The 15074-nt window shown below is 67.7% G+C and carries 15 protein-coding genes; 11 read left to right on the top strand and 4 right to left on the bottom strand.

Going from position 1 to position 15074, the window contains the following annotated elements; translation table 11 throughout:
• Positions 1–292 precede the first annotated feature (292 nt).
• The 3 genes from ABIB15_RS14950 to ABIB15_RS14960 form a co-directional block, all read right to left on the bottom strand.
• Positions 293–1282, bottom strand: coding sequence for a hypothetical protein (locus ABIB15_RS14950; RefSeq protein WP_354480361.1), 990 nt, complete (start codon positions 1280–1282; stop codon positions 293–295).
• Between the two features lie 365 nt (positions 1283–1647).
• The gene (locus tag ABIB15_RS14955) at positions 1648–1998 is read right to left on the bottom strand and encodes a PadR family transcriptional regulator (RefSeq protein ID WP_354480364.1); all 351 of its coding nucleotides are present in this window, start codon (positions 1996–1998) and stop codon (positions 1648–1650) included.
• 324 nt (positions 1999–2322) lie between these two features.
• The gene (locus ABIB15_RS14960; protein ID WP_354480367.1) at positions 2323–3330 is read right to left on the bottom strand and encodes an NAD(P)-dependent alcohol dehydrogenase; all 1008 of its coding nucleotides are present in this window, start codon (positions 3328–3330) and stop codon (positions 2323–2325) included.
• A 142-nt stretch (positions 3331–3472) separates the two neighbouring features.
• Here ABIB15_RS14960 and ABIB15_RS14965 point away from each other — a divergent pair, with 142 nt between their 5' ends.
• From ABIB15_RS14965 to ABIB15_RS14995, 7 genes are all read left to right on the top strand, one after another.
• Entirely contained in the window at positions 3473–3955 is a 483-nt protein-coding gene (locus ABIB15_RS14965; RefSeq protein ID WP_354480369.1) for a hypothetical protein, read from the top strand.
• A 72-nt stretch (positions 3956–4027) separates the two neighbouring features.
• The gene (locus ABIB15_RS14970) at positions 4028–5224 is read left to right on the top strand and encodes a LolA family protein (protein ID WP_354480371.1); all 1197 of its coding nucleotides are present in this window, start codon (positions 4028–4030) and stop codon (positions 5222–5224) included.
• A 62-nt stretch (positions 5225–5286) separates the two neighbouring features.
• Positions 5287–6246: an ABC transporter ATP-binding protein gene (locus ABIB15_RS14975; protein WP_354480395.1), complete on the top strand. Its 960-nt coding sequence runs from the start codon at positions 5287–5289 to the stop codon at positions 6244–6246.
• Positions 6233–7105 (top strand): ABC transporter permease, encoded by an 873-nt coding sequence (locus ABIB15_RS14980; RefSeq protein WP_354480374.1) that lies wholly within the window; start codon positions 6233–6235, stop codon positions 7103–7105. The genes ABIB15_RS14975 and ABIB15_RS14980 overlap by 14 nt, the downstream gene beginning before the upstream one ends.
• Positions 7106–7279: 174 nt before the next feature.
• Positions 7280–8587, top strand: a complete 1308-nt coding sequence (locus tag ABIB15_RS14985) for an Nramp family divalent metal transporter (RefSeq protein ID WP_354480376.1) — start codon at positions 7280–7282, stop codon at positions 8585–8587.
• Between the two features lie 94 nt (positions 8588–8681).
• Positions 8682–9392 carry a hypothetical protein gene (locus ABIB15_RS14990; RefSeq protein ID WP_354480378.1) on the top strand — a complete coding sequence of 237 codons (711 nt, stop codon included), beginning with the start codon at positions 8682–8684 and terminating at the stop codon, positions 9390–9392.
• An 84-nt stretch (positions 9393–9476) separates the two neighbouring features.
• Positions 9477–9728, top strand: coding sequence for a hypothetical protein (locus tag ABIB15_RS14995; protein ID WP_354480380.1), 252 nt, complete (start codon positions 9477–9479; stop codon positions 9726–9728).
• 123 nt (positions 9729–9851) lie between these two features.
• Here ABIB15_RS14995 and ABIB15_RS15000 read toward each other — a convergent pair whose 3' ends face one another.
• Positions 9852–10793, bottom strand: coding sequence for a 1-phosphofructokinase family hexose kinase (locus tag ABIB15_RS15000; protein WP_354480382.1), 942 nt, complete (start codon positions 10791–10793; stop codon positions 9852–9854).
• 167 nt (positions 10794–10960) lie between these two features.
• On the opposite strand from ABIB15_RS15000, the gene ABIB15_RS15005 reads away from it, so the two are divergent.
• The 4 genes from ABIB15_RS15005 (at position 10961) to ABIB15_RS15020 (ending at position 14896) form a co-directional block, all read left to right on the top strand.
• Positions 10961–11374, top strand: a complete 414-nt coding sequence (locus ABIB15_RS15005) for a VOC family protein (RefSeq protein ID WP_354480385.1) — start codon at positions 10961–10963, stop codon at positions 11372–11374.
• 101 nt (positions 11375–11475) lie between these two features.
• A complete protein-coding gene (locus tag ABIB15_RS15010; protein ID WP_354480388.1) occupies positions 11476–13005 on the top strand; it encodes a M23 family metallopeptidase in 1530 nt (509 codons plus the stop codon).
• A gap of 75 nt (positions 13006–13080) precedes the next feature.
• Positions 13081–14112, top strand: coding sequence for a non-homologous end-joining DNA ligase (ligD, locus tag ABIB15_RS15015; protein WP_354480391.1), 1032 nt, complete (start codon positions 13081–13083; stop codon positions 14110–14112).
• 79 nt (positions 14113–14191) lie between these two features.
• Positions 14192–14896, top strand: coding sequence for a spermidine synthase (locus ABIB15_RS15020; protein ID WP_354480393.1), 705 nt, complete (start codon positions 14192–14194; stop codon positions 14894–14896).
• The last annotated feature ends 178 nt before the right edge of the window (positions 14897–15074 follow it).

Consider the following 15074-nt stretch of genomic DNA (forward strand, 5'->3'; position numbering starts at 1 on the left):
CTGGAATGGACCTCACCCACCGGGCGGAAGTACATCACCGAACCCGCCACGATCATCCAGGCCGGAGTCAACGACAACCTCACACGCGCCCTCGATGCCAGAGCTTCCGCCGAGGACGAGGGAACACCACCGTTCTAAGATCCCGCAGCGGCAGGGTTTCGACACGGTCGCAGCGCGACCTGCTCGACCAGCGACGCGGTCGCTGCGCGACCTTCCGGCTTTCAGACACCGAGGTTATGCGACACCGCGCTGATGACGGTTCGATTCAATGCTGTGGGGATCGGCGCTCGGGTCACGCGGTTTGTGTCGGCAGCGGTGTTTGCCCTGCCGAGAGAATCTTCGGTTCTGTGGGTCGTGCTCGGGTGAAAGCGAGCACGAGGGCCACGACGGGAACTGTGAAGGCGAGCAGCGGTATCACCGTTGTACCGAAGAGCGCTGCATACCCTCCCCCGAAAGCCAGGCCGACGGCGATGCGGGGACCAAGGGGGCCGCGTAGGCGCGGGATGGTCCACCATGCGATGGCTCCGCCGCCGAGAGCCGCAGACAGTCCCAGCCACGTAGCCATTTCTTGGCCTGCTGGCGCGTCCTGGTAGGCGACTGCGACGGCAGTGATCTCGAGCACGATCAGGCTAGTCGGACCCCAGACCGCCGCTGTGCCGTGGCGAGGGGGAGCGCTGAGCGCGAATGCCGCCAGGAGCGGGATGGCGGAGGCGAGAAGGACCGTGATCCCATGAGCCATAGCGATGGTTTCGTCGGCGGCACCATCCGACCAACCTGCACCGGTGAGTGCGTAAACAACTCCCACGACACCGACTCCTGCGCTGAGGGATGCCAGAAGGCGAACTGCGCCGCGAACGTCGGACGAACGCGCGCGGATCGCCCTGGTTGGTAGGGGTGAGGTCCGGCTGCGTTGCCCGTTGAGAGTGCCGAGAGCCACCAGCGCGACGCCTGCTGCGATGACGGTAGACGTGGCCGGATGGATGAGGCCGATACCGACGGCTGGGGCAATCAGAATGCCAGCGATTGCCGCCAGAGGAACGCGGGCAACCGACGGCATTCCGGCCCCACCGAACGCACCGTCGACGAGCAGCCCGATTCCTGCCGCGCCAACGGCCCAGGCGATGACGAAGAGCAAACCCCAAGCGCCGGCCAGGCCGGTCTGGGGTTGGTTTGCGTCGGCCAGACGGAACCCTTGCGCCCACGACAGCTGTGTCAACGCTGCCAAGACCAGCGCCGCGAGAAGGGTCAGGAGAACGACGAGTGCGCGGGGTGGGGCGATCAATCGTCGTACTCTGAAGAGAGCGATCACTCCCAGCAGAGTGAGGGCAGGGGCTATGCCGGCCAGGACCATCCCAACCTCACCCCCGGGCCCGGATGCTCCGCTCCACCCGATCAGCAGGAGTATCCATGCGCAGGCTCCCAGCCCCATCGCCAACAAGGCGGCCCAGAACGAAACGCGAGCATCAAGGCGCAGAGCTACGCCATTGACCAATGCAGAGAAACCGTCGGCAACGGATGGGGCCGATCGTCGCTCATCGTCAGCTTGGTCACGCAAACTGCCCACGAAGATGTCACCGTTCGCTTGCCGCCACGAGGCTGGGTACCAGCGCAACAACCGCTGAAACCGGTCCGCCCGGCCGCGGCTCATCACGCGGCACCTGCATCCGGCGCCACCGCAAACTTGTGAATCGAAAGCTGCGCCCGCGCGGCTCTCGTCGACCTCTCCATCAGCTCAACCTCCGCTGACAACCGTGTGGCCCCGTCATCCGTGATCACGAAATAACGCCGGGCGCGGCCAGAGACTATCTCCTCGCCGTCTGGGCGAATCAGGCCGTCCGCTTCGAGCCGGTCGAGCGCCGCATACAGGGTTGCAACCTTCAACGACACGCGTCCCTGAGACGCGTCAGCAGTCTCCCGCAAAATCTCGTACCCGTGACGCCTGCCCGAAGCTAAAGCGGTGAGAATCCAGAACGAAGTGTGAGCTAAAACGGAGGCCATGCAAGAAAGCATATTACACAAGATGTAATATACCAGCGCGTCAGAATCTCTCGGGACCGCGCGCTGCATCTGACAGGTCGTGCTGCCCAGGGGGAAGACTTAGGAAGAACGCGGAGCGGAGGGATCCGTTTGACGCCTGCCGTCCACTGCGATTCCTGGTTGCGGATCGATTATGGGAACGCGACTCACCTTTCGCGCAGGTCCGCTGGGTGTCGCTCAACCTCAGTGGCGGCTTCGGGTTTCGCCACGATCGCTGCGCGACCTGCTCAACCGGCGGTTCAGCGTGGCAGACCGTGCACGGCGACCGGGGCGCGGTGCCGGCAGTCACATCGTGACGACGATCCGCCCCCGTGCGGTGCCCTGTTCCAGATAGCGAATCGCGTCGGCCGCCTCGGCCAGCGGGAACGCGCGGTCGACGATCGGGGTGATCGCGGCGGCCTCCACGAGCGCCTTGAGCACTCCGAGCGGATCGTCGGTCGTGCTCGCGGCCCGGGGGTTGACCCTCTGGCTGAGGAACGGGCCCGCAACGAGCAGGGCGACAAATTTGCCGATGCTGCCGATCCAGCGGCGTCCGGGGCGGCCGAAACCATCGTGCCCGATGAGCACGTAGGTCCCCTTCCGAATCAGTGCCCGGCGGATCTCGGAGAGCGAGTGGTTTCCCGGAATGTCCACAATGAGGTCGAAGCGCGTGGCTCGGAGGGTGAAGTCCTCGCGGGTGTAGTCGATGACGTCCTGCGCGCCGAGAGCTCGCAGAAGGTCGAGCTTGGCTGTGCTGTCCACCGCGGTCACCTGCGCCCCGAACGCGACGGCGATCTGCACGGCGAGGCTGCCGACCCCGCCGCCAGCGCCGTTGACCAGCACCCTTTGCCCCGGACGAACCTGCCCCTCGTCGCGCACGCTGCGCAGAGCGATCAACGCCGCGGTCGGCACAGCGGCGGCCTGCTCGAACGTGACATTCGCCGGCTTGATCCTCAGCGCAGCCGCGGGCACCGACGCGTACTCGGCGAAGGCGCCGCCGTTCGACCACTGGTGCGTCGTGAGCGTCTCCCCGAACACCTCGTCGCCCGGTGAGAACTCCGTCACGTCGCGCCCGACTGATTCCACCGTTCCCGCAAGGTCCGTTCCCGGAACGCGGTTCTTCGGCTTCCGCAGCCCGGAGCCCATGAGGCGCAGGAGGTACGGGAGTCCGTAAACGACGTGCCAGACATCCGGATGCACCGATGCGGCGTGCACCCGCACGAGCACTCCGTCAGGCGCCACACGGGGCGTATCGACCTCCTCGAAACGCAGCGAATCCGGCCCTCCGTACCCGTCCTGAAGAATCGCTTTCACGCGTCTCAGATTAGTTTCGAGTGGCGACTGGACGCGAGACATATTCTGAACTTATGATGACTCCGGCATCGCTGGTGTCCTCGCAGTTCTAGTCCAATTGGGGCTCTCCCTCGGACCGGTTAGAAAGCACGATGTGACCGGAATGGACACCACTGAGCTGATCATCAACGTGCTGGGATTCGTTGCGACTCTCTTCGCCGTTTTCATGTGGGTGCCGCAGGCGCGCATCACCTGGCAGAACCGAAACAACGCCCAGAAGCTCGCGGGTGTGTCCGAGACGACGCAGTGGTTGTCAGCGGTCAGCTACCTGCTCTGGGGTGTTTTCGGCGCGCTCAGCGAGTCGTTCTGGGTGATGGCCCCGAGCCTGATCAGCTTTCCGCTCTCGGTCGCCACGATCGTCGTCGTGCGCCGCGGTAGGCGCCTGCCTCCGCTCACGAAGTCGATCCCGATCATCCCGATGACGACGGAGTCGATCTCGGTCATCACCACGACCGCATCGCTGCCAATTGTCGCCACCGCGACGGCCCCGATTTCCATCGTGTCCTCCGGCACCGCGGCATCCGTCGGCACCTTCGGGGCGCACGGCGAATACACTGCCACGGGGCCGATTCCGGTGCTCGCCTAGCACCTCCGGAACGTCGCCCAACCGACGCCCCGCACGAGGGAAACGCCCAGTTCCGAGGCTTAGAGTCGGAGCATGAATCCGCATGGAACCAAGTCGATGTTCGTGTCGCGTAATTCGCTCAAATGGCTTCCCGCCGTAGTCGTGCCGGCGGTCGTCGTCGCGGGCGTCATCGCGCTGCCTCTTCAGGCCGGTGCGGCCGTCGACCTGCCCGACAAGACGCCGGAGCAGGTCCTGCTCATGGTGAGCGACAGCACCGTCACCTCGTTCTCCGGGACGGTCGAGAAGACCGCCGACCTCGGGCTGCCGAACATGGACCTCAGTGCCGGACTTTCCCCCGGCATGGTCGACCAGATGTCCGAGTCGATCCCCGAAGGCATGGAAGACTTCGTGCCCGGCGCGGCGACCACCGGCGCTCTCACTTCTGCGCTCGAACTGTTCAGCGGTTCGCAGACCGCCCGCGTCTACGTCGACGGGCCGACCAACGTGCGCGTGCAAATCAAGGACCCGCTCGCCGAGCGCAACATCGTCAGCAACGGCAGCGATGCCTGGCTGTACGACTCGGAGACCAACACCGCGACTCACGCCGAGATCCCCTCCGATCTCGAGGCGACGGTCGAGGAGAAGCTCGCCGCCCTCAAGGTGCTCGCTCCGTCCGACCTGTCGACGCCCGCGCAGGTCGCTGACCGCTTCCTCGCCGAGATCGACCCGAGCACGACCGTCTCGGTCGGCGCCGACGGCGAGGTCGCCGGACGTCCCGTCTACGAGCTCGTCCTGACCCCGAAGTCCACCGAGACCCTCGTCGAGTCGATCGCGATCTCCGTCGACTCCGAGACCGGACTGCCGCTCCAGTTCGTCGTGCGTGCGGCCGGCCAAGAAGCTCCGGCCTTCGAGGTCGGCTTCACGTCGATCGACTTCTCCACTCCCTCCGCCGACCTGTTCGAGTTCACGCCGCCAGCTGGCGCGACGGTCGAGGAGCAGGAGATCCCGTCGATGAAGGATGCGACGGATGCGCGTGGCGAGTTCGGCGAGCTCGTGGGCGCGGCGCCCGTCGTCACCGGTGAGGCCTGGAGCACGATCGTCGAGATCGCGGCAGAGTCGGTGCCCGCCGAGCTGAGCGACAACCCGCTCGTCGCGGAACTCGCGACGGAGGTCGAGGGTGGACGACTGCTGTCGACCTCGCTCGTCAACGTGCTGCTCACCACCGACGGCCGCGTTCTCGCGGGATCCGTCCCGGTGGAGCAGTTGCAAGCCGCCGCCTCCGCCCAGTGACGCAGGCCAGCCCGGTCGCGCCGGCACCCGGTCTCCATCCCGGGAGTCGCGCGACCGGGGGTCTGCCGGTCGGAAGCCTCGCGATCGAGACGGTGGGCCTCACCAAGCGGTTCGGCCAGCAGGTCGCGGTCGGCGGAATCAACCTCGCCGTGCCGAGTGGCGCCGTGTTCGGTTTTCTCGGCCCCAACGGCTCGGGCAAGACCACGAGCATCCGGATGCTCCTAGGCCTGACCCAGGCCAGCAGCGGCGAGATCCGCGTGCTCGGCGAGAGCATGCCCGCCAGACTGCACGAGGTGCTCCCGCGCGTTGGCGCCCTCGTCGAGGGACCCGCGTTCTACCCGTTCCTGTCTGGCGACGCGAACCTGCGCCGGCTCGACACCGCCGACCCGCACGCCTCGCGGCGCACCCGCAACGCTCGCGTCGCATCCGCCCTCGAGCGGGTCGGCCTCAGCCACGCCGCCGGCAAGAAGGTCGGCGCGTATTCGCTCGGCATGAAGCAGCGGCTCGGCATCGCGAACGCGCTGCTGCAGCCGCGCGACCTGCTCGTGCTGGACGAGCCCACCAACGGCCTCGACCCGCAGGGGACCCGTGAGGTGCGCAGCCTCGTCCGCTCGCTCGCGGCCGAGGGGACCACCGTGTTCGTCTCGAGCCACCTTCTCGCCGAGGTCGAGCAGATGTGCACCCACGCCGCCGTGATGAGCGCCGGCAGGATCGTTGCCCAGGGCACCCTCGCGGAACTGCGCGAAGTGGGCGAGGCGCGCGTGCGGGTGCGGACCCCGGATGCAGACACGGCCGAGCGAGTGCTCACCGGGCTCGGGCTGGCCGCCGCGATCTCTTCGGCGATCGCGGACGAGGACCCGTGGGTGACCGCGCCCCTCGTGGGCAGAGTGGACGAGCCGGAACTGATTGTGCTCGCCCTCGTCGCCGCGGGGGTTCGCATCCGCGGATTCACGATCGAAGAGCCGAGCCTGGAAGAGAGATTTGTGGCACTGACAGGGGAGGGCTTCGATGTCGTCCAGTGATCTTGCGGTGAAGCGCCCGCCCCGCACCGATGCCCGCCGGGGCCTCGGCTTCGACCTGCTCGGATCGGAGCTGTCGGTGCTGTTCCGCCGCCGCCGCACCTGGGCGATGCTCGTCGCCGTCGCACTGATCCCGATCCTGCTGGCCATCGCGGTGCGCCTCTCGTCCGAGGCACTCGCGCCGGGGGAGGGCCCGCCCTTCCTCGATCGGGTCACCCAGAACGGGCTGTTCACGGGCTTCACCGCCATGGTCGTCGCGATTCCGCTGTTCCTGCCGCTGACGATCGGTGTCGTCGCCGGCGACACGATTGCCGGCGAGGCCGGCCAGGGAACCCTGCGCTACCTGCTCGTCGCCCCGGCCGGCCGGGTGCGGCTGCTGCTGGTCAAGTACATCGGTGCCGCGGCCTTCTCCCTCGTCGCGACGTTGACACTCATGCTCGCCGGCATCCTGATCGGGGTCGCGCTCTTCCCCGTCGGCCCGGTGACGCTGCTCTCCGGCGACGTCATCAGCGTGCCCGAGTCGCTGCTGAGGTCGCTGCTCGTGGCGAGCTATGTGACCGTGTCGTTGCTCGGCCTCTCGGCGATCGGGCTGTTCATCTCGACCCTCACGGATGTGCCGGTCGGCGCGATGGCAGCGACGATTGTCGTGTCGGTCGTCGCCCAGATCCTCGATGTGCTGCCGCAGCTGTCCTGGCTGCACCCCTGGCTGTTCAGCCACTACTGGCTGGGATTCGCCGAGCTGCTCAGCCAGCCGCTCGACTTCACTTCGTTCGGCGCGAACGCGCTCGTGCAGGGCGCCTACATCGCGGTATTCGGGGCGCTCGCCTACAGCCGGTTCGCCACCAAGGACATCCTCTCTTAGTGGTCATCGGATCCGTTCTCGGCGGACAGGGAATGAGCGAATATCCGCATGTGGCGTAGATTGGCCCCCGTGCGGGGGCGCGAGCTTTCGGCATGCGGTCCTGTGCCCGGATGCGCAGCTGGCCGCTCTGACCAAGCGGGGCCGATCAGTCCCCTACCTTGGAACAGGTGGCCCATGGCTTCGAACACGAACGCACGCGACGAGACGGGGCCCGTCCCGGTCGACCTCGTCACCACCGACGGTGCGCCACCGAAATGGAAGATCGTCGGGCCGGGGCTCGTCGTCGCGGCGACCGGCGTCGGGGCGGCCGACATGGTCGCCACCCTCGTCGCGGGCTCGAAGTTCGGCTACGCACTGCTCTGGGCCGTGATCCTCGGGGTCATCCTCAAGATCGTGCTCGTCGAGGGTGCCGGCCGCTACACGCTCGCGACAGGCAAGACCATCTTCGAAGGCTGGCGCTCGCTCGGCAAGTGGACCACCTGGTACTTCGGCCCGTACATCATGCTGTGGGGCTTCGTCTACGGAGCGACCGCCATGTCGTCCGCCGCCCTGCCGCTCGCCGCACTGTTCCCGCAGCTTCCGCTGCCAGTCTGGGCCGTGATCATGGGCCTCGCCGGGCTCACGATGGTCTGGTTCGGCCGTTACGCGATCTTCGAGAGGATCACCGCGGTGCTCGTCGGGCTCATGTTCATCACGGTGGTTGGCCTTGCCGTCATCGCGGTTCCCGACTTCCCTGCGATGCTCCGCGGCCTCGTGCCGTTGATCCCCGAGGGCGGAGTGCTCTACACGCTCGCCCTCGCTGGCGGCGTCGGGGGAACGATCACCCTGGCCGCCTACGGGTACTGGCTGAGGGAGAAGGGCTGGTCGACGCCGCGCTGGATGAAGGTCATGCGGATCGACAACCGGATGGCCTACGTGATGACCGGCATCTTCGTGATCTCGATGCTCGTCGTCGGAGCCGAGGTCGTCAGCACCGCCGGGGTCACCCTCGCCGCCGGCGACAAGGGCCTCGTCGACCTCTCCGCCGTGCTGAACGAGAAGTATGGCGTGGTCGTGGGCACCGGGTTCCTCGTGGGATTCTGGGCGGCCTCCTTCTCGTCGATCATCGGCGTGTGGAACGGCGTCGGCCTGATGTTCGCCGACTTCTGGGGCAACATGCGCGGCAAGGGGTCCGGCCACCCCGACACGCGCGTCGGCGGCAAGTACTTCAAGTTCTACCTGCTCTGGCTGACCTTCCCGCCGATGCTCCTGCTCCTGCTCGGCCAGCCGATCGGGCTGATCCTCGCCTATGGGATCCTCGGCTCGCTGTTCATGCCTTTCCTCGCCGTGACGCTGCTGGGACTGCTGAACGGCAAGGAGATAGCACGCGAGTGGCGAAACAAAATCTGGACCAACCTCGCCCTCGGGCTCTGCGCCGTGCTGTTCGTGATTCTCGGGGTGCACCAGCTCGTGACAGCCGTGACGACGGTCTTCGCGGCGTAGCGAATGTCGGACCCTCTTCGTACGCTGAGATGAACTCACCACGGCTGGCGGCGCCGCCGCCAGTCTCCCGGTGGTGGGAAGACAGGATCACTCAATGAAGAAGAAGTCCCTCGCCCTCGCGGGCGTGCTCGCGGTCGGCATCGCCCTTGCCGTCGCCGCGCCGGCCAACGCCGCATCCGCCGTGCTCTACGTGCCCGACGACTTCGAGGCGTCCCTCTCGGACACCCGGGCAACGGGCCACTACGAGCTGGTCGGCAGCGGCCTGCGGGTCTACACCGACGGTGCGACGTCGACCGACAAGGTCGCCGAATACATCGGGACGTCGACCAGGCTGGCCACCGTCGGCGAGCCGACCCTCGAGTTCACCAACACCTCGCTCGGCGGCACGCCCGGTTACCAGCTCCTCGTCGACTTCGACGGAGACGGCACGACCGACGGCATCCTCGTTGGGGAGCCCGGGTCCTACGGAAACGACTGGTGGCTGAACAACGCTGCCGCGTCGTTCGTGAAGGCTGCGGCGCCGTCTACGACGGGCGGTTCCGGCAGCGCCTACCACGGCACTCTCGACCAGTGGCGCGAGGTGTTCCCCGACGCCAATGTCACTGCCTTCGGCTTCTCGCTCGGCTCCGGAGTCAAGGGAGACGGCGTGCTGAACGCCATCAACTTCGCCGGCACACGCTACACGTTCGCCATGCAGACCGTTCTCGACGGTCGCGAGGCGTGCAAGAAGGGTGGCTGGGAGACCAGCTCCGCACCGGTGTTCACCAACCAGGGTGACTGCGTCAGCTACTTCGCCCGCAACTAGCCGCCGCGGAGAGGATGCCCGGCAGCAGCACTGCGGCCGGGCACCTTCTCTCACTCCTGCACTCGGGCCCGGCGCCGGGTCGCCGTGACCGTCTTGAAGCGACGCAGCCCACGCTCACTCCCCAGCCGGTGGGCAGGGCATGAATGCGGGGCCGAATCCGGAACCGAGCCCGTCGCCTCCGTCGGGCGGGGGCTCGCCGCGGTTCTCGGTGCCCCCGTAGTGCAGGCCCTGCTGCACGAGCTCACCGCGCCTCCCGGCATCCGCCCGCCGCTGCGGTGCGACCCGGTCTGGGCCGGCACGTTCGGCGATCTCGGGCCACTCGTGCACACCCACTGAATCTCCAACTGGCGCGGACGGGGCCGCGCCGCGGTGCGCCCGGACGGCTACATTGGGCTGCGATCCGCGGTCGCCGACGAGCAGCGGCTGCGTGACTGGCTCGCGCTGGTCGGGGTGGAGTAGCTAGACCGCGCTCGCCCCGAGCTCCGCCTCGAGGCGCTCGACGTCGGCGCGGTGGCAGAGCTCGGTCGCGGGCGTCATCGCGGTCGCCGACCCGGCTGCGACGGCGGCCCGGAACGCGGCATCCGCCCCCCGTCCCTGCGCGAGGCGCAGAACGAACGCCGCCAAAAAGCTGTCACCCGCCCCGACGGTGCTGTGCACCTCGACCGGCGGCACCTGCAGACGCATCACGCCGTCCTTCGACGCGAGCACCGCTCCCGCTCCGCCGAGGGTCAGGGCGACGAACTCGGCGGAGCCGGCCGTGACAAGTTCGGACGCCGCCTCGACCTGGCTCTCCTCGGTGTCGAGGGTCCTGCCCAAGTGCGTGGCGAGCTCCCGCCCGCTCGGCTTGACGAGGAAGACGCCCTCGGCGAGGGCCTCGGAGAGGGCGGGACCGGATGCGTCGACTATGCAGTGCGCCTCGTGCTGGCGGGCCAGGCGGGCGACTCGCGCGTAGAAGTCGTCGGGCACCCCCGGCGGGAGGCTGCCACTCGCCACGACGAAGCCGCCGATCGGGAGCCACTGCTCGAGAACGTCCAGGCACGCCTGCCATTCCGGCTCGGTGAGCTCGGGACCCTCGAGCACGAATCGGAACTGCTTGGCCGTCGAGGTCTCGTCGATGGTGAAGCTCTCGCGGGTACTCCCCGCGATCGGAACCGCGAGGGTGGGCACCCTCTCGGCCTCGATCAGCTGCCGGAACGCGCCGCCCGTCGCACCGCCGGCGGTGTAGATCGCGAGCGCCTGCCCGCCGAGCCGGCGGACGACCCGCGCCACGTTGACGCCGCCGCCGCCCGGGTCGATGCGCGTGGTGCCGCAGCGCATCTTGTGCTCACTCACCACCTTCTCGGTGGAGGTGCTCACGTCGAGCGCGGAATTCATGGTCAGGGTCACGATCGGCCGCATCATGGGCTCAGCGTAGGCGGCGCGAGTGTCTTTGGTGGAGGGAAGAAGGTTTTGTTCCGTGGCGAATGCTAGTAGCGTCCCCGACACGATCATCACCACGGCGAGCGTCTTCGTGGACGAGGCGACCGCCTCGTCGCCCTGGGGGTCGCACGAAACGACGGAGGCCAGAAATGCCCACCCGACTCAACCCGTACATCGGATTCCGTGACAATGCCAAGGAGGCGATGGAGTTCTACCAGTCGGTCTTCGGCGGCGATCTCACCCGCAGCACGTTCGCCGAGTACCAGGTCAGCGACGACCCGGCCGAGCAGGACAAAACAATGCACTCCCAGCTCGAGGCAGCCGGCGGCATGGTGCTGATGGCGGCCGACACCCCCAACACCATGGAGTATCAGGCCGGCGGGAATGTCTCTGTGTCGCTCAGCGGAGAGGACGAGGACGAGCTGCGCGGCTACTGGAACAAGCTCGTCGAAGGCGGCACCGCCGCGATGCCGCTCGAGAAGGCGCCGTGGGGAGACAGCTTCGGCATGTGCGTCGACAAATTCGGCGTGACCTGGATGGTCAACATCGCAGGCGCCGCTTGATATTTGCTCTCCGCGCGAGATTCGACCCCCCCAAGAGGTGGCTGTCAAGCTCGGAAGGGCCGACATAGGGTGAGACCCGCTCCTCATATGAACGGATTCCTGTGCTCACGATCTCGCGCTTCCTCGTTGCTGCCATCGTTGCCGGCTCGCTCGGGCTTGCTCCGACCGCGGCCAGCGCGGTCGAAGACACGCCCGTAGTTACCCAACCGGTCAGCCCCGACACTCCGTCCGAGCCGGTCGCCCCTGTCGCGTTGCCGCCGGTATACAAGAACGCCTACTCGCCGGTGGTGTACGAGCTCGACGTCAACAACAAGCCCGTGCCGCTGAGTTTTGAGCGGTGGAGCACGTTCTACGAGCGGCAGATTCCGGTGCCGACTTGGACTGACTACGTGAAGTACCCGTGGTCGACGTCGATCTACGCGGTGACCTTCTGGCCCGGCGGCGAAGCCGCGTGGCAGTGGGACCGTCTGACCTTCGCCCAGTGGCAGACTGCCGGCGCTCCGAAGGCTCGCGTGGCCGGCTGGATCAAGGGCAGCACCTACCACCAGTGGGGCTCCTCCTCCGAACTCTTCACCAAGGGCGAGGATGGCGTCGTGCACAGGCTCGCCCCTGACGACTGGAAGGCGTCGGGCTACCGCCCCTTCGAGCGGATCTCGAACGCAGGATTCGCGAAGCTGTCCTGGTCGCCGGAGATCGCGAAGATGACCAACCTCCAGCTCGGTGCCGGCAGCCCGATCAGCTATCCACAGTGGGCGGCCGAGGCACTGCCGACGCCGCGCGCGAGCGTGCGGATCGCGGGGGACCAGTTCTATCAGTTCTCCGGCAGCGCGACGATCTGGTACGCCGGACCCACCGTCAACCGCCCCGTCAACTACAAGGAGTGGCAGGCCGCTGGCACACCGCAGCCGACCGTTCGGCCGAGCTCCCAGATGAGTCCCGCCGCTGCGCTCATTGAAGCTGCTTATCTGGAGAAACTGCGACTCGCGGCCGAGCAGGAGAGGATCGCGGCTGAGAAGGCCGCTGCGGATGCCGCGGCGAAGGCTGCCGCGGATGCCGCTGCGGCAGCAGCCAAGGCGGCAGCTGCCGCCGCCGAGGCCGCGGCCAAGGCCGCGGCGCTTGCCGCGGCCATTTCCGCCGGCGAGTCAGTCGCCGCCTCGCTCACCCCGCCGATTCAGATCACGCCGACTGACCCAACCGCGCCCCCAGCCACCGAGGTCGCCGCGGCACTCACCTGGGTGCGGCCGACCAGCGGGACCACCAGCAGCTCCTACGGCTGGCGCGTGCATCCGATCACCGGAGTCAACACCTTCCACGCCGGATCCGACTTCGCCGCTCGATGCGGGGACCCCATTTACGCTGCATCCTCCGGCACCGTGACCTACTCGGGGTGGAACGGCGGGTACGGCAACTACCTCTCGATCAGCCACGGGTTCGATCTGACCACGGCGTACGCGCACATCGCTGACGGGGGACTGCTCGTCTCCCGCGGGCAGATCGTCACGGCCGGCCAGCTGATCGCGCGCGTCGGGACGACGGGGTTATCGACGGGCTGTCACCTGCACTTCGAGGTCCGTCACCGCGGCGCACCCATCGACCCGGTATCGTTCCTCACGGCGCTGCGCGCCATCTGACGCACGCCCCACGACGGAAACGGCTCGGCGCCGCCACCCCTGCCGGTGGCGCCGGCCCGCGAGTACGGTGTTCGCATGGCACGCGACGCCGAAATGATCACGGTCCCCGGGCCGCACGGCGACCGCGACGTGCGCATCTCGAGCCCGGCCCGCATCCTCTGGCCGGACGTCGGCATCACCAAGCTCGACCTCGCCAGGTACATCGTCGACGTGGGCGACGCGTTCGTCGCGGCGAACGGTGATCGGCCACTCTCGCTGCAGCGCTTCCCCGGTGCCATCGAGGGCGAGCAGTTCTTCTCGAAGAACCCGCCGAAGGGGGCACCGGACTACGTGCACGAGGTGACGGTTGTCTACCCGAGCGGACGCACGCATCCGCAGCTCGTGATTCACGAGCCCGCCGCAGCGGTCTGGGCGGTGCAGATGAACACCGTCGTGTTCCATCCGTGGCCGTCGAGGGCCGGCAACACCGACGATCCCGACCAGTTGCGGGTCGACCTCGATCCGCAGCCGGGGATCGACTTCGACGACGCGATCCCGGCCGCGCTCGAACTGCGCGCGGTGCTCGCGGAGGCGGGCCTCACCGCCTTTGTCAAGACATCCGGCAACCGCGGGCTGCACGTGTTCGCGCCCATCGAGCCGGTGCGTGAGTTTCTCGATGTGCGTCATGCGGTGATCGCCGCGTCCCGCGAGCTCGAGAGGCGGATGCCGAACAAGGTCACGACCGCCTGGTGGAAGGAGGAGCGCGGCGCCCGCGTCTTCGCCGACTTCAACCAGGCCAACCGGGATCGCACGATGGCGGGTGCGTACAGCCCACGGGCACTCGGGCACGCCCCGGTGTCGTGCCCGCTCGAGTGGGACGAGCTGGAGGGCGCAGATCCGACCCGGTTCACGGTGCTGACGGTGCCCGATCGGTTGCGCGCAACGGGAGATCCGTGGGTCCGCTTCGCGGAGGCTCCCGGCCGCATCGACGAACTGCTGGGCTGGTGGCAGCGGGATCTGGACGCCGGCCTCGGCGAGCTGCCGTTCCCGCCCGACTACCCGAAGATGCCGGGGGAGCCGCCGCGGGTGCCGCCCAGCCGCGCGCGGAAGGACGGAGCAACGCCATGATCGCGGTCGAGGTTGACGGTCTGCGTGTGAGCTGAAGAGCGCCGCTGGTAGGTTGGCCACGACCCGGGAGACCTTCGCTATGAGTGCACGATTCGCCGAACTGGCGTGGCAGCAGACGCCGATGGGCGAGATCAGCCTGCGCCGCCGCCGGGAGCCGGTCCTCGACGTCGACGTCTTCGAGGTGAAGCTCGGCGAGGAGTTCCTCATGTCGAGCCTGTTCACCGTTGCGGAGATCGCCCTGACTACGCTCGGCCTCGCCGCGGTCGAGGGGGAGAATTTGCGGGTGATGGTCGGCGGTCTCGGGCTCGGCTACACCGCGCAGGCCGCACTCGAGGACCCCCGTGTCGCATCCGTCGTCGTCGTCGAGGCGTTGGATGCCGTGATCGACTGGCACCAGCGCCGGCTCCTTCCGGTGGTGCTCATGTCCGATCCCAGAACGACGCTCGTGCATGACGACTTCTTCGACCTCATGCGCCGGGATCCGGCATCCGCGGCTCCCGAGCGCTACGACGCGATCATCGTCGACATCGACCATTCGCCGCGGCATCTGCTCAACGGCTCCCATGCGGACTTCTACACCGCGGAGGGGCTGCGCCGTGTCGGCGGGCGCCTCGCGCCGGGTGGCGTGTTCGCTCTGTGGTCGGATGACCCGCCGGATGCCGCCTTCGAGGCTGTGCTCGCGGAGGTCTTCGGAAACTCCGCCTCCCATGTGGTGGCCTTCGATAACGCGCTGACCGGCGGTCAGTCGTCTAACTCGGTGTACGTGGCGACCGCGCTCAGGTAGGGGTCCGCTCCGTTCTCTATCACACCGATTTCGGTGGCTTGGGGCCGTCTCGTCGTGTCCTCCCCAGCAGGGTCGCGTTACCAGTTCTCCGCTGGTTTCACGGCGACAACGGGATTGTCGGACCAATGTCGGTGGTCGGGTGTCGACTGTGTCCATGAACGGATTCGGGGTGTCGGTG

Source organism: Marisediminicola sp. UYEF4 (genome assembly GCF_040546025.1).
In the GTDB taxonomy this organism is placed as follows: Bacteria; Actinomycetota; Actinomycetes; order Actinomycetales; family Microbacteriaceae; genus Marisediminicola.

Excerpts from the sequence above, each read along its gene's own strand:
- ABIB15_RS15005 (WP_354480385.1), top strand. The coding sequence starts at position 10,961 with ATGCCCACCCGACTCAACCCGTACATCGGATTCCGTGACAATGCCAAG.
- ABIB15_RS15020 (WP_354480393.1), top strand. The coding sequence starts at position 14,192 with ATGAGTGCACGATTCGCCGAACTGGCGTGGCAGCAGACGCCGATGGGC.
- ABIB15_RS14970 (WP_354480371.1), top strand. The coding sequence starts at position 4,028 with ATGAATCCGCATGGAACCAAGTCGATGTTCGTGTCGCGTAATTCGCTC.
- ABIB15_RS15000 (WP_354480382.1), bottom strand. The coding sequence starts at position 10,793 with ATGATGCGGCCGATCGTGACCCTGACCATGAATTCCGCGCTCGACGTG.
- ABIB15_RS14990 (WP_354480378.1), top strand. The coding sequence starts at position 8,682 with ATGAAGAAGAAGTCCCTCGCCCTCGCGGGCGTGCTCGCGGTCGGCATC.
- ABIB15_RS14955 (WP_354480364.1), bottom strand. The coding sequence starts at position 1,998 with ATGGCCTCCGTTTTAGCTCACACTTCGTTCTGGATTCTCACCGCTTTA.
- ABIB15_RS14980 (WP_354480374.1), top strand. The coding sequence starts at position 6,233 with ATGTCGTCCAGTGATCTTGCGGTGAAGCGCCCGCCCCGCACCGATGCC.
- ligD (WP_354480391.1), top strand. The coding sequence starts at position 13,081 with ATGGCACGCGACGCCGAAATGATCACGGTCCCCGGGCCGCACGGCGAC.
- ABIB15_RS14965 (WP_354480369.1), top strand. The coding sequence starts at position 3,473 with ATGGACACCACTGAGCTGATCATCAACGTGCTGGGATTCGTTGCGACT.
- ABIB15_RS14985 (WP_354480376.1), top strand. The coding sequence starts at position 7,280 with ATGGCTTCGAACACGAACGCACGCGACGAGACGGGGCCCGTCCCGGTC.